Genomic DNA, 22,846 nt, shown 5'->3' on the forward strand with positions numbered 1-22,846 from the left:
TAGGGGGTTAAGCTTGATAAAGTTTTATGTATTAACATTTATGCTTACGGCGTTTATTATGCTGGTTTGCACAGTATATATATCCACCAAGCATGCTATTAGACAAAACAAGCTGAATATTTCGATAATACAATTGCTGTCAGTAGGTATTATTACTTGTTTGGCCTATTCTCACGCTATTTCTGTGCCTAATGAGTTGGCAGCAGAATGGGGATATGCCCTGTATTTTGCTGGAATAGATTGGATATTGATTACCTTTTTATTCTATGCTAGGCAGTATACTAGAGTTTGGCTTGAAAACTATGCTGCACCCCTTATAACTACAAGTATTGCAGTCTTAGACAATATCAGCTTATTCTTCAATTACAAATGGCATCACGCCTATTATCTTGAAAAAAGATATTTGGGGGATGAGTGGTTTTACGATTTCAAAATCCACGATTATTATGTGGTTCATTTAGTTTTCTGCTACATCCTTGTTATTTTGATTCTGCTGATACTTACAAAGAAAACCGTTGCGACCAGTGGTTTTCATCGAAATCGATATCTTTCGATTTTGATTATGTTTACAGGCATTATTCTATTGAACATCCTTTATGTGTTCTTTGATTATCCTGTGGATGTTTCAATTTGTTTATACGCGATTGCGTCTATTTTTGTTGGATATTACACACTTTTGTATAATCCAAAAACCTTTGTTGAGTATATGCTCAGTACCATCACCGAGCGTATGGAGTGTGCGCTAATATCCTTCGATGAAAATGATTTTTGTATTTATTCAAATCAGCTGGCAAATCGAATGTTTTGCCCAAGTGGAGACAAAAAGCTTTTAGAGCAGCGCTTTAAAATGTGGCGAGCTGGAAAGGAAACTAATTCTATTTCCAACACCAGCTGGAATGATGTTTACAATCTCAATGGAGATGAATATCGCTTCGATGTTCATTTCAACAAGATATACGATAAAAAGGGCTATTACTGTGGTTGCTATTTATCCTTCTATGATGTTACTGGCGATTTTATCGCCTATGAGGAGGAGAAATATCGAAGTAGTCATGATAGTCTCACTGGAGCCTTAAATAGGGAAAGTTTCTATGAAGAGGTTCAGCGCTTGTTGGAAGAGAATTCCGAAATTGAATATGTGATGGTTTGTAGCAACATCAAGGGCTTCAAGCTTATTAACGACATGTTCGGTGTTGAGGAAGCTGATAGGCTTCTTATTAGAGCGGCAGATCTTATCAGAGAAAAGCTTACACCATCCGCAGCCTTTGCAAGGCTTGAGGCAGACCGATTTGCTGTGCTGATGCCAAAGAATCATTACAGTGAAGAGCTTTTCATGACCGGTATGAATCAGGTTAGTAATTTCCTGAACAATGCTCAGTACAGAATGGTTATTTTGCTGGGTGTATATGATATCTATGATAGACACGCACCGGTGGTTTCAATGTGTGATGGAGCCTTCCTTGCCATAGATTCTATAAAGGATAGTTTCAAAAACACCATAGCTTACTATGGCGATATGCTTCGTCATGAATACATGAGCGAGCAAAAGATTATCGGCGAGTTTGAGGATGCCCTTCAGATGGGACAGTTTGCAATGTTCCTTCAGCCAGTAGTTACAACAGATGGAAGAATGACCATCTGTGAGGCGTTAGTTCGCTGGATTCATCCAGAGCGAGGCATTATTGCCCCAGCATCCTTCATTCCACTTTTGGAACGAACAGGATATATCTACAAGCTTGATTTGTATATGTGGGAACAGGCTGCAAAGCGTTTGGCTTACTGGAGTTCTTTAGGGCATGATGAATTATCCATTTCCGTAAATATCTCAGTGAAAGATTTCTATTACATGGATATTTACGAAACCTTGGTATCTCTAGTAGAGAAATACAATATCGAGCCTGACAGACTGAAGCTGGAAATCACAGAGACAGTGTTTATGACTGAGAAGGAGCGTCAGATTGATATTATCAGCTCTCTGAAGGAATATGGTTTCTTGGTTGAAATCGACGATTTCGGAAGCGGATACTCATCTCTTAACATGTTGAAAGAGGTGCCAGCAGATATCCTGAAGATGGATATGGCCTTCCTTACAATGGATAAGAATGCACCTAGGGGCCGCAAGATTGTAAACACAATCATCACCTTAGCCAAGGCTCTTGGAATGATGGTTATCATTGAGGGCGTGGAGACGGAAGACCAGCTCAATTACCTAAAGGGAACTGGTGCTGACTATCTTCAGGGCTACTACTTTAACAAGCCACTTCCTGTGAGAAAGTTCGAAGAGATTTACTTATAATTTAAAATAATAGAAGAATTGCCAAGTCCACCTCTTGTCAGGGGTGGACTTGTTTTGGTTTTTGGTATAAAATGGGAAAGCTTATAAATATTTAATAAATAATACAAAGGAGAAAAAAATGGCACAGGAAAAAAAGCTGGTAGAAGCGATTACCTCCATGTCAGAGGATTTCGCACAATGGTATACCGATGTTGTTGTTAAGGCTGATTTGATTGCATATTCATCAGTAAAAGGATGCATGATTATCAAGCCCGATGGGTATGCTATTTGGGAAAACATCCAGCACGAGTTAGACAGAAGATTCAAAGAGACAGGAGTACAGAATGTGTACATGCCGATGTTCATCCCTGAGAGTCTTCTTCAGGTAGAGAAGGATCATGTCGAGGGCTTTGCACCAGAGGTAGCTTGGGTTACACATGGTGGTCTTAACCCGCTTCAGGAACGTCTTTGCGTTCGTCCTACATCTGAGACTCTTTTCTGTGATTTCTATAAGGATATTATCCACTCTCACAGAGATTTACCAAAGGTTTACAATCAGTGGTGCTCAGTAGTTCGTTGGGAAAAGGAGACACGTCCATTCCTTCGTTCTAGAGAGTTCTTATGGCAGGAGGGCCACACAGCTCACGCTACAGCAGAGGAAGCAGAGGAACGTACAGTACAGATGCTTAACCTTTATGCAGACTTCTGTGAGGAAGTTCTTGCAATGCCTGTAGTTCGCGGACAGAAGACTGAAAAGGAAAAGTTCGCAGGAGCAGAGGCTACTTACACTATCGAGGCACTTATGCACGACGGTAAGGCTTTACAGTCTGGTACATCACACAACTTTGGCCAGAACTTCTCAAAGCCTTTCAATATTCAGTACTCAGATAAGAACAATCAGCTTCAGTATGTTCACCAGACATCATGGGGTATGACAACTCGTCTTATCGGTGCTATCATTATGGTACATGGTGATGACTCAGGTCTTGTACTTCCACCACGTATCGCACCTACACAGGTTATCGTTATTCCTATTCAGCAGAAGAAGGAAGGCGTCCTTGAAAAGGCAGCAGAGGTCACAGAGCGTCTTGGCAAGTTGGTGCGTGCTAAGCTTGACGATTCTGATAAGAGCCCAGGTTGGAAGTTCAACGAGGCAGAGATGCGCGGTATCCCTGTTCGTGTAGAGCTTGGACCAAAGGATATCGAGGCTGGCAAGTGCGTTCTCGTTCGTCGTGATACACGTGAAAAGATTGAGTGCCCACTTGATCAGGTAGAGGCAAAGGTTGCAGAGCTTCTCGAGGTTATCCAGAAGGATATGTTCGAGCGTGCAAAGGCTCACAGAGACAGCCACATCTGGGATGCTCACAACTATGCTGAGTTTACAGAGATTGCAAACAACAAGCCAGGCTTCATTCGTGCTATGTGGTGCGAGGACGAGGCTTGTGAGAACAAGATAAAAGAAGATTTAGCTGTTACTTCACGTTGTATGCCATTCAACGATCAAGAGCAGATTTCTGATGTATGCGCATGCTGTGGCAAGCCAGCTAAGAAGTTAGTATATTGGGGTAAAGCTTATTAATATGAATTTACCAGCAGACGTTCAAAACATTATAAATGTATTAGAATCTAACGGACACGAAGCCTATGCAGTAGGCGGCTGTGTCCGTGACTGCATTCTAGGGAAAGTTCCTCACGATTGGGACATTACCACCTCAGCTTTGCCTGAACAGGTCAAGGCTCTTTTTCAGCGCACTTTTGACACTGGAATTGAGCATGGTACCGTCACAGTTCTTATGAGTGGCATTGGCTATGAGGTCACCACCTACCGTGTGGATGGAAAGTATGAAGATGGCCGTCATCCAAAGGAGGTTACTTTTACAGCTTCTTTGGAGGAAGATTTGAAGCGCCGTGATTTCACCATAAACGCCATGGCTTATAACGACAGCAAAGGCCTTGTGGATTTGTTTGGTGGCAAAGAGGACTTGGAGGCAGGAATAATTCGTGCCGTTGGAAATCCTACAGAACGCTTTACAGAAGATGCCCTTCGTATGTTGCGTGCTCTTCGTTTTTCAGCCCAGCTTGGTTTTGAAATCGAAGCTGCCACCTATCAGGCTATCTGCGACTTAGCACCTACCCTTGAGAAAATCAGCGCAGAGCGAATCCAGGTGGAGATGGTAAAGCTTGTAACCTCAGACCATCCAGAGCGAATCAGAGATGTGTACGAGACCGGGCTTACAAAGATATTTTTCCCAGAGTTTGATGCCATGATGGAATGCGACCAGGTGAACAAGCATCATATGTATACTGTAGGCGAGCACACCATAGTTTCCATGGGTCTTGCCCCTGCGGACAAGGTTATACGCTTGGCCATGATGCTTCATGATATTGCAAAGCCAGTGTGTAAAACCACTGATGATAAGGGCCAGAATCATTTCAAGATGCATCCTGTAGAGGGTGAGAAGATGGCCAGAGCTGTCTTGCGTCGTCTGAAGTTTGATAATGACACCACTGACAAGGTGTGCAATCTTGTGAGAAATCATGACGACAGACCGGAGATAAATGAGCGCAATGTGCGCCGCATGATTATCCGTGTGAAACAGGAAAATTTCCAGGATTTATTGGCTGTAAAACGAGCAGACTGCCTGGCACAAAGCATGTATCACCGCGAGGAAAAGCTTTCCTATATCGCAGACCTTGAGCGTGTTTTCAACGAAGTTGTTGCAGCAGGTGATTGCCTTAAGATTAAAGATTTGAAAATTAACGGCAAGGATTTGCTTGCTATGGGCGTGCCTCAGGGCCAGAAAATCGGCGAAATCCTTAAGACTCTCTTCGATGAGGTGGTGGAGAATCCACAGCTGAATGAGAGGGAATACTTATTAAGCAGAGCAAAACAGAGAATGCTATGAGGTTGGAAGCTATCGTAGACCTGATAACAATCCGTATCTTTCTTCCATTGATGATTTGGTTGGAACTGATAGTGATAAGGGCGTAGTTTTAAAGACCAAGCAAAAGCTAATGGACTTTGATGATGAGCATGCTAATGATGTTAGCCTAAGCTCTTATCAGACTCTCTATGAGACTATCATGTCTAACATAAATGCTTTTATTAATGGTATTGGTGATGGAAGATATTATGACATCACAACCTATGATGGAAGCAAAAATGATATAGGCTGGAAAGACCCAAGGGATGTACTTACAGGTGAAGCTCTTGAGAAATATTTACAGTATATAAATGACATGCATGCGTACCTTATGGGAAAGAAGGAACGCTGCGAGGTCTATAGATATGACCCTGTAAATATGTGTAATGGTAACTACATTAATGAGCATGTGGATGTTACCTTAGGCGGAAGATATCCTATTGAATTTAAGAGATTCTATAATGCTATTTCAAACATATATGGCACACTTGGTCTTGGTTGGACACATAGCCTTGAAACACATATTTTTGAAGACAGGGAATCTGGAAGAATTAAGATTCTTTATGGAGATGGTAGCGAAGGAATCTTCAATAAAGAGAAGGATTATTATGTTGAGGAACATGGTGAGCCTGGAATTCTTACCAAACTTGAAAATGGCGGATACCAGATTTCTCAGGATAATGGTTCCTATGAAAAGTTTGATGATGAAGGTTGCCTTGTAGAACTTGGAGATGTTGATGGCGGGCATACATCTGTATGGTATGAACGTCTCGAAGATAGAGCCACTAAGAGAATCAAAAAGGTAATTACTAAGAGTGAGAATACTCTTGAATTTACTTACTTTGAAGACGAAGAAAACAAGAATCTTATAAAGAGTATAACCGACCAGGCAGGTAGGTCTGTTTGCTATGCTTATGAAAATAGACGTCTTGTAGAAATAAAAGAATTAGACGGAGCTATACGTCGTTTCACATACACAGCTGATGGAAAGATACAGGATGTAATCAATCCTAAGGGAATCACAGCCATCACAAATGAGTATGACAATCAGGGAAGAACTATCAAGCAATCATTCCCAGATGATTCTGTCATGACATATGAGTATGATGATGTCAGAAAGACCACCACATCTACAGAGCAAAATGGAAATAAGGTTGTCTATACACATGATGACTTACAGCGTCATATAGCTACAAAATATTATGACGGAACAGAACGATATACATATAATGCTCGTCATCAAAAGACCAGCTTTATAGACAAAAAGGGAAGTATCACTCGTTTTGCTTATGATAACAGAGGTCATCTTACAAAGATTATTGATGCTTTAGGAAACAAGACTTCCATCACATATAGAGCTGATGGAAAGCCATTGGCCGTAAAGGGACCAAAGGGCGAGGAATATAAATATTCTTATGACCTTGAGGGAAGATTATTTGAACTTAAGAATCCTCTTGGGGAGCATGATAGGTTCTATTACAAAGATGGTAACCTTTATAGAACTAGAAATGCTCTTGGTGCAGAGACTTTATACACTCATGATTCTAAGGGGAATGTGAATACAGTAACTGACCCTGATGGTGTAAAGGTTTCTTACGAATATGATGCCCTTAATAGAATAACAGCTACTGTCACAGCAGATGGTACAAAAACTACTTACGAGTACGACTCTGCTGATAGAATAAAAAAGACCATAGATGCATTAGGTAACACTAGAGAGTATACCTATGATGCTATGGGAAAGGTTACCTCTGTAAAGGAAGCAGATGGTACTGTAAAGAATTTTGAAATGAATGTAATGGGCCGTGTTTCAAAGGTTATTGATGAAGCAGGTCGAGTTACTGAGATAACATACAATGTTATGGGTAAGCAAGAAAAAGTTTGCTTGCCTAATGGTGGTATCATTCTTTATGAGTACGACCCACTTATGAGACTTACAAAGGTTACAGACCCGGAAGGAAGAACCTCAGGGTATGAGTATGACTCTAATGGAAATGTAACTGCAGAATATCTTGGTGATATCAAAGTTCGTAGTCTTGAATATGATAAGCTGAATCGTATTACAAAAGAGATTGATGCTCTTGATTATGAAAAGACGTATGAGTATGACGAAAATGGAAATGTAATTGAGGTTACAGATACCTTAGGAAATAAATATACAAGAGAGTATGACCTTCTTGGCAGAGTAGTAAGTGAAACAGACCCACTTGGAAATGCAACAAGCTACACCTACACAAAGCTTGGAGCAGTTGAAACTATTACAGACCCAGCAGGAAGAGTTCGTAAATACGAATATACAAATGCTGGAAAGCTTAAAGCGGTTTATTTCTGCGGCAGATTAGAGCAGGAAATGTCTTATGACAATGTGGGCCGTGTATCTGAAAGAAGATTCGCAGACGGTTATAAGATTTCTTATAGCTATGATGCTCTTAGTCGTGTATCAAAGGTGGAAGGCTCAGATGGTCGTACAGTTTCATACGAGTATGATGCCATGGGCAGAGCCACAAAGGTAGAGGATGGCAGAAGTACAACACTTTATAATTACACTGCAACAGGACGACTTAAGAGTGTTGTAGATGCTCTTGGAAATGAGACTGCGTACACCTATGATACTCTTGATAACCTTCAGAGTGTTCATAGAGCAGAAGGAAGAATTGAAAGTTTAGATTCAGAGAATGACTATTTCCCTACAATAGGAGAAGATGGTCACGTAACAATCTATTCTTACAACCTTTCAGGGCAGCTTACAAAGATAACAGATGCCCTTGGTCAGGAAGAGCACTATTCTTATGACCAGTATGGACGCCTTGTAACAAAGACTGATAGGGATAACTATGTAACAAGCTATGATTACAACAATCTTGGTGCAGTCACTAGAGTTGGCTATGGTGATGGCAGAAGTGTTGAGTTCGCTTATAACGAATTAAATCAGCTTAATCAGATAAATGACTGGCTTGGTAAAACTACTCTTGAAAATGATATCTTAGGCAGACTTACAAAGGTAACTGACTACCAGAATAGGACTGTAGGCTATGAGTATAACTCACTTGGTGAGAAGACTAAGCTTGTTTACCCTGATGGAAGAGAAGCACTTTATAGTTACGACGAGGAAGGCAGACTCTCTGGCATTACAGGAAATGGCGAAGAGACTACTTACTCTTATGACGAGCTTGGAAGACTTGCACTTAAGCTTCTTCCAAATGGTGTATCTACAGAATACTCATACCTTCCAGGCGGAAATCTTGAGAGTATGACTAGCTTTGACACCAATGGTCAACTTGATAAGTATTTCTATTCCTACGATAATACTGGCCTTATCAGCGGAATCAATAGAAATCGAAGAGACTTTGATGCAGTATCAGGACAGTATAAATATAGCTATGATGCAATAGGACGATTAACCCAGACTACTCATGATGGCATGGTTAAATCAGCCTATGAGTATGACGCTTTTGGTAACAGAACATTACTTGCTGAAAACGAAACAAGAACAGCATACACCTATGATGTCCTTGATAGACTCGTAGAAGCTAAGGAATTAAACAACAGCCAGGCTATTGTTAAAACATACGACTATGATAAGCGTGGTAACCAGACAAAAGAATTTGTGGATGGTCTCTTACAAAAGACCTTTACTTTTGATGCAACAAACATGCTTGCAAAAGTGGTAGACTCAAGTAAAGGTGAAGTTGAGAACCAATACAATGGTTTAGGCTTCCGTGTAGCTTCAACAAGACCAGAAGAGAAAATTGAATATTTATGTGACCTTTCAAGGGATTACTATAACCTTCTTGAGCGCACAGTAAATGGCGAGACAGAAAGCTTTATCTATGACAACATCGTAGTCAGCATGAGCAAGTTAGGTAATAACTACTATTACCTTCAGGATGAACTTGGTTCTCCTATGTACATGACAGGTACTGACGGTGTAACTGTATCCTCATATGCCTTTGATGATTTCGGTCGCAACATCGACCCATTCACAGGTAAAATCAAAGAGACAAGCCACAAGCACGCCTACACAACAGAAGGCAACATCATCCAGCCATTTGCCTTCACAGGCTACCAGGAGGATGAGGTATCAGACCTTAAGTTTGCACAGGCGAGATTCTATGATGCTAATACAGGTAGATTTCAGAGTGAGGATAATGTAAAGGGATTTGTAGATAGCCCATTTACATTGAATCATTATGGCTACTGTTGGGGCAATCCGGTTGGACTGGTTGATAATGATGGTAATTGGCCGGATTGGATGGAAAATGCAAATAGTATAAAAGATGTATGGAATGGTGTGGTAAATCATATATATGGAAAAACATATTATAGAGAAGAAACACTTCCAAATAATGGCTCATACGTTGTTGAAGGACATGGTGGTGGAGATATTATTGTAAGAAATATTGATATCAAAACAGGTGCAACAACTTCATATGACCTTGATTTTAAAATAAGTGCATTTGGTTTTACAGCTGGAATAGATATAAATTTGGGTAGCGAGGTATCTGCCGAACTATATTCTACGATTGAATTCGAAAATCAAGGTGTTTCAGGAACATGGAAAAATTCACTTGAACTGAGTCAAAGTAAGGGAACAGATTATAAATCTGAACTGGGAGGAGAGGCAACGATAGATGAATTAGAAAAATCTGGATTAACACTATTTCCGGAGTTTACTTATGCGCATAAGATTATTTACAGTCAAAATATTGTTAGCTCAAAGAAATTAAAAAAAGCGGAAGCAACGGTTGGATTGGTTGCTAGTTTAGTTGCTTTTATATTTTTATGTTTAGATGACTCAACGGGCATAGGAGCGCTTGACGATGGTCTTGCTGCTGCAGCATTAAAATATATGGAAAATTGTTACAATGTGTTGTTTGGAACTTGTACATACTAATTAAAAAAGTAACTACTAAATTAGTACATCTTTAGGAGAACCTTATATGCAGAAAAAAATATTAATAACAGTACTAGTTGTATTTGGGATACTTATAGTTCTTTTTTTCACAATGCTTACAGTGTCGATTATTACCGAAGATATAAGCATTAAGGACGTTGAGTTTTCATTTAATTATACATATGAGACTAGTGGTAATGAAAAATACACAAATAATGGAAATTACAATTGGTATAAGACGTTAGATGAAGCCCAAAAGGACAAAAGTATAATACATGATTTTTATGGTATTGATAATTTTGATGAATTAAATCTTTTTTACTCTTTGGAGAACAGCTCTATGGTAAGAAAATTTTATTCTGTGCCCAAAAAGCCAAAAGAGGGATACAGAATAATTACTATGGATTATTTAAAGAAAGATAATATGTATTCTCAAATTGTAAATTTTGATAGTAAGGTTGTTAATATGTATGAGCAGGATGGATATAAGTATGATTGTGCTGATTCAGTTATTCAATCATTAATGTTATATAATAATTTATCTATTCCATTCATTAATACAGAGGGGAATATCGTATACATAGGCTTCTGGTCGAATGGGAAAGAACTCGAGTCAACGACAATAGATAACGTTCCATTCACTGATATAATTGATATTTCATATGATGATGGGAAAGTGTATTATATGTGGATATATGATGGACCCGATATTCGTGAAAAATTAAGTGAAATTAATGGTAAATGTACATATCGTAAATTAATAGAATTATTAAATATAGAATATGTAAGCGATGACAATCTAGATTAATAAAGAATTTTAGAGCCAGAGCCCATTACGAAAAAATTAGAATGTAATAAACTCGTAAAGAGGCACATATGTGGTCAAAAGCAGGAAATGATTATTTCTATATGCTTGATGAGCTTGGTACTGGTATGTACCTTACAGGAACAGATGGCAACATCATCCAGCCATTTGCCTTCACAGGCTACCAGGAGGATGAGGTCTCTGGCCTTAAGTTTGCACAGGCAAGATTTTATAGTGCTGAGAACGGAAGATTTGTAGGCGAAGATCAGGTTAGGGGATTTATTGAAACACCTGAAACACAAAACAGTTATGAATACTGTTGGAATTCGCCATTTTCTTATTATGATATGAATGGAAAATTTCCAACTGTTCCATCTATCCCTAGTATTTCATCTAAAGAAAGTAAAATACTAAATTATGGAGAAAAAGCGCTAGATATTGGCGTTAAAGGTACTAATAAAATAATAAGTACTGTACAAAATGGGATAAATGAAATAAAAAAAAGCGCTGCTGAAAATACTACAATAATTAAAAAGACTATTAATGATAACAAAGATGTAATATGCAATACAGTATATAGTGTTGCATGTCTTGAAGCTATTTCGGTGTGTCCGATGGCGTTTTCTTATATCGCTACAAGAACTGTTGCTGATATTACAAATTCCTCTTTTGCGGTGGGTGCCTCAGCTACTCTTGGAGCAAATTACTTTGGAGTAGGAAGTGTACAGTATGGTTATGGAAATGGGGTTCACGAGATACAAGCAGGTGGTGGATTTAATATAGGAACTGGAGAAAAAGCTGGACTAGTTGCTACAGCTTCATTCTTTCCTGGAATTAAAGATATTCATGATACAGAAAAATTTGGCTATAGTATTGGAGGATCGATTGGCTTTGGCTATTTATTTGGTGCTGATTTTCTATTCTGTGATGATGATTTTATGGGAATAACTTTTTCGATAGGTTTAGGTGAAGGAATTGAAGCCCATGTTGGGGAATCGTATCTGATGAATATATGGCAGTTTGATGAAAAAGGATTTAACAAAGGGGGAAATTGTAATAATGAATAATATACATATAAGAATGTTTTTCATCCCATGGTTGTCTTTGAAAATAAGGTGTAAGAGTGATTTAAATGATATCGTTACTAAATTTTTAGACTGTGTTTGTGATCGTAAAGATATTGGTATTATGCGAAAAAGAAAAAATAGTACAAAATTTTTTTGGGGCACTTTTGCAAATTATAAGTTTGATTTATATCCAATGCATAGAGTAGAGTATCGAAATATTTTGAATGATTATAGTAACCTTGATAATATATCTGGCAATATTTTAACGCCTCATATATATGGTTCGTTAAAAAAACATAATTCAACGTATATATTATATTTAAAGATGAGTGCATCTCCGCTTCACCCACTACTATGGATATTTCCAATATTGATAGAAATGATAGGAATTATATATAGAGATCCAGTTAGATTTTTTGTTGGGTTAGTTATATATATCATTATACAAAAATCTTATTATTCTACTGCAAAAAAAGCAATTGATCATATTCTTGAAATAGTTGATGGAGATATTGTTTAAAATATTATGTTTAAATGACAAGCTATGACACCAATGGTCAGCTTGATAAGTATTTCTATTCATATGATAATGCTGGACTTATCAATGGAATTAATAGAAATAGAAGAGGCCTTGATGCAGTATCGGGACAGTATAAATATAACTATGATGCTATTGGTCGACTCACAGAATCTAGTCTTAACGGACAGAAAAAGGCAGCTTATGAATATGATGCCTTTGGAAACAGAACAAGTCTCTTAGAAAAAGAGGTAAAGACTTCTTACAAGTATGATGTCCTTGATAGACTTGTAGAAGTAAAAGAATTAAATAACAGCCAGGCTATAGTAAAGTCATAGTTATTGAGTTTAGGTGGGACAATAATAGCATGGACATTGAAGTGCCTATGTATATAACTGGATATGAATTAGAGCATGCGCTGAACGAAGGCCTAGGCTTAGGTATTAGTGAAGAGATTGCTAATTCTTATAAGGTGTACGCTAATAGCATTGATGTTACTTCTAATTGTAATAAAACTGTTGAAGAGATGGGGCTATATGATGGAATGTGTATTTCTATACGATAAAATATGTTAAAATATTCATATGGAAAAAAATGGGGTTAAAAAATGGGGGAAGTTAATAGCGGTTTATTCTGCTGTGGCGGCTTTGCTGATAGGGTGTGGCACCCATCCTAATAATGCTACTGTTGTGAATTATACAGGTTCTGCTATCTCTGGCGCAGGAAAAGACGCTGGGGAAGAAGGAAGTGAGCAGGGTATTGATGAGACTGTCACCAGTGAAGAGGTTTCCGAAAGCGAGAAGCTTTTTATTGTAGAAGCTCTTGATATGACAGAGGAGACCATTGCGCTTTATTCTGTGGAAGCAGACCAGCAGCTTCGCTACAACTACAACATGACTACCAAATTCATAGATAAATACGGCGGCAACAGCACCTGGGCTGAGTTTCCAACAGGCACAGTTGTGACAATAGGGGAACTGCTGCCATCTTCTGGCGCACTTAGTCAAGTGCAGAAATCCAAGGATGTCTGGTATTTTGAAGACATAACTAAATACAAGATTGATGAAGAGCATGGCCTTATAAAGATTGATGGCAGAAACTATAAGCTGACGGATAAGACCAAGGTATATTCAGATTCGGAAAAGATTCTTGTTTCTAATATAAGTAAGAAGGATAAGATTACTGTTGTTGGACGTGATAAGGAAGTAATCTCTATATCTGTAAACACAGGCCATGGCTATATTAGTCTTGTAAACACTTCCGTATTTGATGGCAGTATGATTTTCATCGGCAACAAGATTGTTTCTATGGTGAACGGCAATGAGACTATTGAGGTGCCTGAGGGAACCTATAAAGTGACTGTGGCTAATAATGGCTGGGGTGGTTCTCAGGATATTACCGTCAATAGAGATGAGAATGTAATGGTGAATCTGGATGAGATGAAAGGAGATGGACCATCCTACTGTTTGATTACCTTCCTTGTGACAGTTCCAGAAACCTACGTATATATAGATGGAAAGATAATTGATACAAACGAACCTCAGAATGTGCAGTATGGAGCTCACAAGCTGGTGGTTAGGTGCAGCGGCTACAAGCCATGGAATAAAACTTTAATTGTAAATTCATCTTCTGCTGAAATCACTTTGGCTATGGAATCGGATATTGATAATGCAAGTGCGTCAAATGAGTCATCTTCGGAAGAAAATGAAGAGTCAGCAGCTGCAACCGAAGGTGGAGAAAATAACTCTGACACAACGACAAATGGCCCTGAGGAGGAGACAGCAGGCAGCGCAATTAAGAATGATTACGACTATGAAGTTGACTATTTATCAACCATTTCTGACCTTATAAGTAACTTAATGGACTAAAATGTGTGAAAAAATGGTGAACCTCCTAGAAAATCAAGGGTTTGTAAATGGTAATTATGTTTAAATTTTGTGTCAAAAATTTGTAATAATCCATAAAAACCTTATAAAATCGGGCTTTTTTGGGGATAATGTGTTGACACTGTAAATTAAAACAATTATAAAGGATATTGTAGTTATTAAGGATTTCGGTCCAATAATAATAAATTAAATTCTCGAGGAGGAATAAGTAATGAACAAGACAGAATTAGTAGCAGCTATCGCTAGCAAGGCTAACATTTCTAAGAAGGACGCTGAGGCTTCTGTAAAGGCTTTCACAGAGGTTGTAGCTGAAGAGCTTAAGAAGGGGGAGAAGATCCAGCTCGTTGGTTTCGGTACATTCGAAGTATCTGAGAGAGCAGCTCGTACAGGTAGAAATCCACAGACAGGCGCAGAGATGAAGATTCCTGCATCTAAGGCTCCTAAGTTTAAGGCTGGTAAGGCTCTTAAGGATTCTATCAACTAATAACTTTTAGAATCATCTGGGGTTCGGATTTTCCGAACCCCTTTAATTATTCTAAGACCGACGCTGGTTACACTCACAATTTCTATATACTATTTTGAGTATCGCTTATCGTCGGCATAGCCTCCTGACATTAACAAGCTTCCTTTTAGTCAGCTTTTAATGTCACAGTTTCGCTATACTTATAAAAATAGGGCATATTAATTGATTCCTACCAGCTTAGACTGAGAAATAATGAGGTTGAAAAATGAGATTAGATAAATACTTAAAAGTATCGCGTTTGATAAAACGCAGGACTGTGGCAAATGAGGCTTGTGACAGCGGGCGTGTGCAAATTAATGGAAAAATTGCGAAAGCTTCCACCGATGTAAAGATTGGTGATATAATAGAGATAGCATTTGGAAACAAAAATGTGAAGGTTGAGGTTCTTGATATTCAGGAAACTACCAAAAAGGATGCAGCGGCAGAGCTCTTTAAGTATATTTAGTTATGGCAAGATACAAAAGAAGAAAACCAGTTAGAAGACGAAAGAAAACCTCTACAGGTAGAATATACGTTGCGGTTATTATGCTTTTCATGATTGGCGTAATGACAGTGCAGATTGTGCGCCTCTACGACAAGAATGAGGAGCTTAAGAAAAAGGAAGAAAGCCTTACCACAGAGCTTGATGAGGCGAATGAAAAGAGTCAGCAGCTTAAAGAACAAGAAGACTACGTCGGTACCGACGAATATATAGAAAATGAGGCTTCACAGAAGCTTGGGTTGACGCATGACAATTGGATCATTTTTAAAGAAAAACAAGATTAACGAGTTCCTTGAAAAAAATAATATGATACTTAAAGGCGACAGGGTGGTCTTAGGTTTATCCGGAGGACCTGATTCTGTCTGCCTTTTTTTTGTTTTGCTGGCATTGGCACAGGAATATGAATTGGAAGTTCACGCTCTTCATGTGAATCATTGCATCCGAGGTAAGGATGCTGATGAAGATCAGGAATATGTGGAGAGTCTATGCAAGGAATACGAGGTTCCTCTTAAGGTGGTGAAGGTGGATATTCCTGCCTTATCAAAGGAATCCGGCAGAGGTCTTGAGGAAGAGGCTCGTATGGCAAGATATGCGGCCTTCGAAGAATATGCAGCAGAGCTTGATACAGAAGGTCATACCGCTAAGATTGCCATTGCTCATAACGCAGATGACAATGCAGAGACAGTGCTCTTTCACATGGCAAGGGGCACAGGCCTTGATGGTATGTGCGGTATAGCCGCTAAGCGTGGGCGAATCATCCGTCCCCTTCTTCAGGTTCCAAAGGCTGAGATTATGGACTTTATCAATGATAATCAGCTGGCCTACTGTGTGGACGAGACCAATTCCCAGGTGGAATACGATCGAAACAGAATCAGACATAATATCCTTCCAGAGCTAGAACAAATAAATCCAAAGACTTTGGAGCATATCTCTGATATGACTGCTAGATTAACAGAGGTGGCAGAGTATATATCCCTGGAGGCTCGAGGTCTGCTTGAGATTGCCAAGGAAGAGGGGGATGCTCTTAGAAAACGAGCTTTAATGACAGCTCCAAGAGTTATAGCTACACAGGCCTTAAAGGAATATTTAAGCCGTTTTATGCCTGAACAGAAGGATGTTAGCGCATCTCATATCGAGGCTATCCTTGGTCTATTAAATGAGGATGGAGAGCGTCAGGTGCATCTTCCATATAAGAAGACTTTAATTATTTCCTACGAGAAATTATATGTAATAGATGAGGATGAAAAATCCTCTGAAAAGAGTGAACCATTTAGTGACTTTTCTTACCGGGAATTCAACTATGAACAAGGTATGAAATACCCCGTAGAAACCTATACGAAATGGTTTGATTGTGATAGAATAACGGATAATGTTGTAATAAGAACCCGCGCTGAGGGGGACTATCTGACTATAGATTCTGCAGGTAATCACAAGTCCATTCAGGACTATTTTGTAGATGAAAAAATACCTCGTCACCTGAGGGATGAAATTCCTCTTGTATGTGACGGAAACCACGTCATGTGGGTGGTCGGATACAGAATCAGCGAATATTATAAAATTTCTAATAATACCACTCGAGTATTAGAGATAACTTACGGAGGAACAGAACATGAGTGAGAACATCAGAGTCCTTTTACCAGAGGATGAGTTAGCTGCCCGTATTGCGGAGTTGGGAGAGCAAATTAGCAAAGATTACGAGGGTGAGACAGTATTTTTGGTATGTATTCTTAAGGGAGCATCCTTCTTTGCTTGTGAGCTTGCTAAGCGTATTACAGTGCCAGTTATTATCGATTTTATGGCCACATCCAGCTACGACGGAGGAACAGTTTCATCAGGTGTGGTAAAGATTAAAAAGGACCTTGATTTAGATCCAACAGGACAGAATGTTATCATCGTCGAGGATATCATCGACAGCGGAAATACTCTTAATTTCCTTGGACAGCTTTTCAAGGAACGTGGTGCAAAATCAGTGCGTATGGTCACAATGTTAGATAAGCCAGACCGTCGTGAGGTTGACGTACATGTTGATTATACAGGCTTTACAATTCCAGATCAGTTCGTAGTTGGTTACGGTTTGGACTATGATCAGAAATATCGCAATCTTCCATACATCGGTGTAGTTGAGCTAGACTAGGAGGTCGAGTTGAAGAAAAATAGAGCTTCGGGAATGATTATTTATGCTCTGTTTGTGATGGTAGTTCTTGCAATTCTTTACACAAGCATGGGCAACAGAACAACAACCTATTCCATGAAACAATTCAAAAAAGCAATTGCTAAGGAAGAGGTTACATCAGTTACTATCAATCAGAATGAGCAGGTGCCAACAGGTAGCGCTACAATCACCCTTAAAGGCAAGGATTCTGCCACTCTATATGTTTCAGATGTAAACAATCTTCAGGATATATTGGATGAAAACAATATAGTGTACACACTTAATGATGTGCCAAGAGATAGCTGGATTTCAGAGCTTCTTCCAATGCTTATTGTTCTTGGAGCAGTGTTCATCCTTTTCATGATAATGATGAACGCACAAGGCGCAGGTGGCGGAGGCGCTAATGCCAAAATGATGAATTTCGGCAAGAGCCGCGCCAAGATGACCAATAAAGAGGATATAAACACTCGCTTTAAGGATGTTGCAGGTCTTCAAGAGGAAAAGGAAGAGGTTGAAGAGCTTGTTGATTTCCTTAAGGATCCTAAGAAATATACTGAGCTTGGTGCTCGTATTCCTAAGGGTGTTATTCTTGTGGGCCCTCCTGGTACAGGAAAGACCCTTCTTGCAAAGGCAATCGCAGGTGAGGCTGGGGTGCCATTCTTCTCTATCTCAGGTTCAGACTTTGTAGAGATGTTTGTTGGTGTTGGTGCTTCTCGTGTTCGAGACCTTTTTGCAGAGGCAAAGCAGAATTCACCATGTATCGTTTTCATCGACGAGATTGATGCCGTTGCCCGTAGACGAGGCACTGGTATGGGCGGCGGCCACGACGAGCGTGAGCAGACCCTAAACCAGCTACTTGTTGAGATGGACGGTTTTGGCGTAAACGAAGGCATTATCGTTATGGCTGCCACAAACCGTGTAGATATTTTGGATCAGGCTATTATGAGACCTGGCCGTTTCGACAGAAAGGTTTACGTTGGCAAGCCTGATGTTAAGGGGCGTGAGGAAATTCTTAGAGTACATGCTACAAATAAAGCTCTTGGGGAGGATGTAGACTTACATCAAATCGCCCAGACTACAGTTGGCTTTACAGGTGCAGACCTTGAGAATCTTCTAAACGAAGCAGCTATTCTTGCGGCAGGCGAGAATCGCAAGTTTATCATTTTAGACGATATAAAAAAATCCTTTGTAAAGGTAGGAATCGGTAAAGAGAAGCATAGTAAAGTTGTGTCAGAGAAGGAAAAGAAGATTACAGCTTATCATGAGGCTGGACATGCAATTCTGTTCCATGTTCTTCCAGATGTGGGCCCTGTATATTCGGTGTCTATCATTCCTACAGGCGCCAGCGCAGCTGGTTACACCATGCCTCTTAATGAAAATGACGATATGTTCAACACCAAAGGCAAGATGACACAGGATATTATCGTGTCTTTAGGTGGACGAGTGGCAGAAGAGCTTATTTTTGACGATGTTACCACTGGTGCATCAAACGATATTAAGCAGGCTACTCAGATGGCTAGAAATATGGTTACAAAATATGGCTTCTCAAAGACCATTGGTATGATTCACTATGGTGACGAGGAAGAGGAAGTCTTTATTGGACGTGATCTTGCCCATACAAAGGGCTATTCAGACTCTACAGCTAAGGCTATAGATGACGAAGTTAAGCAGATTATTGATGAATGTTATGAAAAAGCTGTGAATATTCTGCGACAGAATGAAACAATACTACATAAATGTGCTAATCTATTAATAGAGAAAGAAAAGATTAACAGGACAGAATTCGAGGAACTATTCGAAACATGCGAAGAATAAGCGCTGCCGAAGGTTACTAATGGGGAGTTAGTGCAATATGCACAAAAAATGAGTAGGGGTTTTGTTATGTTTGTGCACACTTGAGTGTTGCGGGGCCATATAATAAACATCGTAAAAACCCCCCAATACATTATATAATTTTTACTAACCCCATAGTAAAAATACCTTCTCCTAAAAAGACAGCGTTCGTTGCTGTCTTTTTTACTATGTAAATTTATTTATTATTTACATTAGGTTACGTAAGGGGAATTAACATGAACATTCACGCTATTTACTCGGACGGAACAGCTGAATATAGATATCCGGTGGAACCAGAGGAGAACTCTCTGGTTACAATTAGCATCAGAACCTATCATCAGGAGGATATAGAAGTATTTCTGATGTCAAAAACGGATAATCTTAGTGTAAAAATGCACTTAGATAGAACCCGCGGCGAATTTGATTTCTATTCCTGCGCAGTTCAATTGCATGAAACTGAATTTCGATATTATTTTGAGCTCGTATCAGGCCTTGATCATTATTATTATGACAGGGTTGGTTTGTGGCGTGATTATCGCGAGCATTACGAGTTTTCTATTATGCCAGGTTTTTCCACACCAGCATGGGCTAAGGGTGCGGTTATGTACCAAATCCTTGTGGATAGATTCTGTAATGGCGATTCATCCAACGATGTTTTAACAAATGAATATCACTATGTAGGTGCGCCTGTTCAACAGGTTACTGACTGGGAGTCTAAGCCTGCAAATCTCGATATAGGTAGATTTTATGGTGGCGATTTAGAGGGCGTCAGACAAAGACTGCATTACCTAAAGAGCCTTGGAGTAGAGGTAATCTATTTCAATCCGTTGTTCGTGTCGCCTTCAAATCATAAGTACGATACATCAGACTATGATTATATAGATCCTCATTTCACAGTCATTAAGAAGGATGGTGGAGACTGTCTTGATCCAGGAGATTATGACAACTCTCATGCCACAAAGTACAAGCTCAGGGTTACCAACAAGGCAAATCTTGAGGCTAGCAACAAGTTCTTTGCGGATTTTGTTAATGAGGCTCATCAAAAGGGTATAAGAGTCATTATTGATGGAGTATTTAATCACTGTGGCTCCTTCAACAAATGGCTTAATAGAGAAAAGATATATTCAAAAGAGGAAGGCTATGCTCCTGGTGCTTATGAAAGCAAGGATAGTCCTTATAATAGCTTCTTTAAGTTTTATGAGGACACTTGGCCAGACAACAAGAGCTATGACGGCTGGTGGAGCCATGACACCCTTCCAAAGCTGAATTACGAGGATTCACCAGAGCTTTGTGAATATATCCTTAATATTGGTAAGAAATGGGTTAGCGAGCCATATAATTGTGATGGTTGGCGTCTGGATGTGGCTGCAGATTTAGGTCATTCAGAGGAGTTTAACCATAAGTTTTGGCACGACTTTAGAGATGCTGTAAAGTCTGCTAATCCTCATGCAATTATTTTGGCGGAGCATTATGGGAATCCGACAGCATGGCTTCAGGGTGACCAATGGGATACTGTCATGAATTATGATGCTTTCATGGAGCCTTTGACATACTTCTTGACTGGTATGGAAAAGCATTCAGATGAGTTCCAGCCAAGCGCTTTAGGTGATGGAGATCGTTTCAAGAATACAATGCTTCACTTTATGGCAAGACTAAAAACCCCATCCCTGTATTGTGCCATGAATCAGCTGTCAAATCACGACCATTCACGATTCCTTACCAGAACTAACCATACGGTAGGAAGAATAGCTACAAAGGGTGCTAGCGCTGCAGAGGAAGGTGTATCTATTCCTGTAATGAAGCTTGCTGAAATGATTCAGCTTACCTGGCCTGGCGCACCTACCTTGTATTATGGTGATGAGGCTGGAGTCTGCGGTTTTACAGATCCTGACAGCCGACGTACTTATCCTTGGGGTAAGGCTAATTATGATTTGATAGACTACACTAGAGATATGATTATGATTCACAAGCAGAGCCATGCTATTAAGGAAGGCTCCTTTAGATTTCTGAATTGCGGACAGGGGTTCATAAGCTATGGTCGCTTCACAAATAATGAGCAAATTATCGTCGTTATCAACTCCAACAGCCATGATATTGAGGCTGATGTGCCTGTTTGGATTGCTGGTGTACCTTTAAATTGTCAACTTGAGAGATTGATTTTGAGTAATGAGGTTGGGTATTCAATCATGCCGACCGATATAACTATTGAGGGTGGAAATTTACATGTTGCCCTCACCTCATATTCGGGCATAGTATACAAAAGAATCTAGGGTTATGTATGGGGAGAGATATTATGGCGAAGGATTTAAAGAAGCATACTGAAATCGACATGCAGGAATTAGAAAACCGACACAAAGAGTTGGAAAAGGCATGGAACGATTTGTTAAAAGAAAAAAGAGAAGTAGAGGCTAGAGCACATACTCTTGAACAGCAGGAAAAAACCTTCAGCATGAAGTGGGATATGCTGATTCGTGAAACTCAGAAGCTTGCAGATGAAAAAAAGCAGTTTGAGCGTAAGAAGAAATTCTATGAGCAGGTTGAATTCTGCTCAATTGAAACATATCGCGAAGAGGAAAAACCTGCTGCTGGCGAGCTGTTCTTCTCTGGAGTTTCTACTCAAAAGGCTCTCAAGAAGCGCTACAAGGATTTGATTAAGATTTATCATCCTGACAGTGAATCTGGCGATACAGCTACCATTGCGGAGATTAACCGCGAGTACGAGGATCTGAAGGCTAATATGAGCTAATGGATAATGAAAATAGAATATTGTTTTAGGCTCCAGCTACATGCTGGAGCTTTTTGCGACTAAAACTGTGTATTAAAAAGCATAGTTCACAAAAGAGATGTGTATTTATACTATATTCTTCTAATTTACAAAATTAGAAAGCCTGTTGTATAATCATTAAAGTTGTGATTTAATGCAATCATAGAATTGAATTGAAGTATTAGAGGGAGAATAATAATGTCATTCAACTACACATGTCAGGAAACATCAGACATGCGGACATTCAACCAGAGACAGAGAGACTTAGAAAAAGCATGGAATGATTTGTTGATGGAAAAGCGCGATGTTGAAGCGCGCAGATATTATCTTGAAAAGGAAGAAACAGTATTTGCCATGAAATGGGATATGCTGGTTCGCGAAACTAGACAGCTTGCTGTTGACAAAAACAAGTTTGAGCGTAAGAAAAAGTTTTATGAATATGTTAATTCAAACGCTTACGATTCAAAATACGAAGACACCTACGAACAAGAAGTTAAAGAGAAAAAAATAGTTCGTGGGGAAATGTTTTTCTCAGGTGTTACCACCAGAAGCGAGCTTAGAAAGCGTTATAGAGATCTTATTAAGATTTATCATCCAGATGGGGCAGCAGGCGACACTGAAACAGTTGCTGAGATTAATCGTGAGTATGAGAATCTTAAAGCACAGATGTATTAATTTAGGTTACTATCCAGCATTTCCATAGGGGATGCTGGTGTGTTTTTATT

Annotated in this window: 19 protein-coding genes; all 19 read left to right on the forward strand. The window is 39.4% G+C overall.

The window, feature by feature from the left end:
• Positions 1 to 13 precede the first annotated feature (13 nt).
• The 19 genes from BLR54_RS07235 (at position 14) to BLR54_RS07325 (ending at position 22,796) form a co-directional block, all read left to right on the forward strand.
• Positions 14 to 2,296 carry a GGDEF domain-containing protein gene (locus BLR54_RS07235; protein ID WP_090418849.1) on the forward strand — a complete coding sequence of 761 codons (2,283 nt, stop codon included), beginning with the start codon at positions 14 to 16 and terminating at the stop codon, positions 2,294 to 2,296.
• 118 nt (positions 2,297 to 2,414) lie between these two features.
• Positions 2,415 to 3,854: a proline--tRNA ligase gene (gene proS / locus BLR54_RS07240; protein ID WP_090418852.1), complete on the forward strand. Its 1,440-nt coding sequence runs from the start codon at positions 2,415 to 2,417 to the stop codon at positions 3,852 to 3,854.
• Positions 3,850 to 5,181, forward strand: a complete 1,332-nt coding sequence (locus BLR54_RS07245) for a CCA tRNA nucleotidyltransferase (RefSeq protein WP_090418855.1) — start codon at positions 3,850 to 3,852, stop codon at positions 5,179 to 5,181. The genes proS and BLR54_RS07245 overlap by 5 nt, the downstream gene beginning before the upstream one ends.
• A 55-nt stretch (positions 5,182 to 5,236) precedes the next feature.
• Complete coding sequence (locus BLR54_RS07250; RefSeq protein WP_090418858.1) at positions 5,237 to 10,093, forward strand: DUF6531 domain-containing protein; 4,857 nt, start codon at positions 5,237 to 5,239, stop codon at positions 10,091 to 10,093.
• Positions 10,094 to 10,139: 46 nt separating this feature from the next.
• Entirely contained in the window at positions 10,140 to 10,901 is a 762-nt protein-coding gene (locus BLR54_RS07255; protein WP_090418861.1) for a hypothetical protein, read from the forward strand.
• Positions 10,902 to 10,969: 68 nt separating this feature from the next.
• Entirely contained in the window at positions 10,970 to 11,965 is a 996-nt protein-coding gene (locus BLR54_RS07260) for an RHS repeat-associated core domain-containing protein (protein WP_090418864.1), read from the forward strand.
• On the forward strand, positions 11,958 to 12,485 hold the full coding sequence (locus tag BLR54_RS07265; protein WP_090418866.1) for a hypothetical protein: 528 nt from the start codon (positions 11,958 to 11,960) through the stop codon (positions 12,483 to 12,485). Before BLR54_RS07260 ends, BLR54_RS07265 begins: the two co-directional genes overlap by 8 nt.
• A gap of 14 nt (positions 12,486 to 12,499) precedes the next feature.
• Complete coding sequence (locus BLR54_RS07270) at positions 12,500 to 12,820, forward strand: RHS repeat domain-containing protein (RefSeq protein ID WP_090418870.1); 321 nt, start codon at positions 12,500 to 12,502, stop codon at positions 12,818 to 12,820.
• A gap of 29 nt (positions 12,821 to 12,849) precedes the next feature.
• A complete protein-coding gene (locus tag BLR54_RS07275) occupies positions 12,850 to 13,047 on the forward strand; it encodes a hypothetical protein (protein WP_090418873.1) in 198 nt (65 codons plus the stop codon).
• A 19-nt stretch (positions 13,048 to 13,066) separates the two neighbouring features.
• A complete protein-coding gene (locus BLR54_RS07280; protein ID WP_143008410.1) occupies positions 13,067 to 14,350 on the forward strand; it encodes a hypothetical protein in 1,284 nt (427 codons plus the stop codon).
• Between the two features lie 229 nt (positions 14,351 to 14,579).
• Positions 14,580 to 14,852, forward strand: a complete 273-nt coding sequence (locus BLR54_RS07285) for an HU family DNA-binding protein (protein ID WP_028234604.1) — start codon at positions 14,580 to 14,582, stop codon at positions 14,850 to 14,852.
• Between the two features lie 244 nt (positions 14,853 to 15,096).
• A complete protein-coding gene (locus BLR54_RS07290; RefSeq protein ID WP_090418878.1) occupies positions 15,097 to 15,336 on the forward strand; it encodes an RNA-binding S4 domain-containing protein in 240 nt (79 codons plus the stop codon).
• Positions 15,337 to 15,338: 2 nt separating this feature from the next.
• Positions 15,339 to 15,656, forward strand: a complete 318-nt coding sequence (locus BLR54_RS07295) for a septum formation initiator family protein (RefSeq protein WP_090418882.1) — start codon at positions 15,339 to 15,341, stop codon at positions 15,654 to 15,656.
• Positions 15,619 to 16,989 carry a tRNA lysidine(34) synthetase TilS gene (gene tilS / locus BLR54_RS07300; protein WP_090418884.1) on the forward strand — a complete coding sequence of 457 codons (1,371 nt, stop codon included), beginning with the start codon at positions 15,619 to 15,621 and terminating at the stop codon, positions 16,987 to 16,989. Before BLR54_RS07295 ends, tilS begins: the two co-directional genes overlap by 38 nt.
• Positions 16,982 to 17,506, forward strand: a complete 525-nt coding sequence (gene hpt, locus BLR54_RS07305) for a hypoxanthine phosphoribosyltransferase (protein WP_090418887.1) — start codon at positions 16,982 to 16,984, stop codon at positions 17,504 to 17,506. The genes tilS and hpt overlap by 8 nt, the downstream gene beginning before the upstream one ends.
• 33 nt (positions 17,507 to 17,539) lie before the next feature.
• Complete coding sequence (gene ftsH / locus BLR54_RS07310; protein ID WP_090419173.1) at positions 17,540 to 19,339, forward strand: ATP-dependent zinc metalloprotease FtsH; 1,800 nt, start codon at positions 17,540 to 17,542, stop codon at positions 19,337 to 19,339.
• A 254-nt stretch (positions 19,340 to 19,593) separates the two neighbouring features.
• Positions 19,594 to 21,627 carry a glycoside hydrolase family 13 protein gene (locus BLR54_RS07315; RefSeq protein WP_090418890.1) on the forward strand — a complete coding sequence of 678 codons (2,034 nt, stop codon included), beginning with the start codon at positions 19,594 to 19,596 and terminating at the stop codon, positions 21,625 to 21,627.
• 23 nt (positions 21,628 to 21,650) lie between these two features.
• Entirely contained in the window at positions 21,651 to 22,103 is a 453-nt protein-coding gene (locus tag BLR54_RS07320; RefSeq protein ID WP_090418893.1) for a J domain-containing protein, read from the forward strand.
• Positions 22,104 to 22,319: 216 nt separating this feature from the next.
• On the forward strand, positions 22,320 to 22,796 hold the full coding sequence (locus tag BLR54_RS07325; protein WP_090418895.1) for a J domain-containing protein: 477 nt from the start codon (positions 22,320 to 22,322) through the stop codon (positions 22,794 to 22,796).
• Positions 22,797 to 22,846: the final 50 nt, after the last annotated feature.

Origin of the sequence: Pseudobutyrivibrio sp. YE44, from assembly GCF_900104335.1 — a bacterium.
In the GTDB taxonomy this organism is placed as follows: Bacteria; Bacillota; Clostridia; order Lachnospirales; family Lachnospiraceae; genus Pseudobutyrivibrio.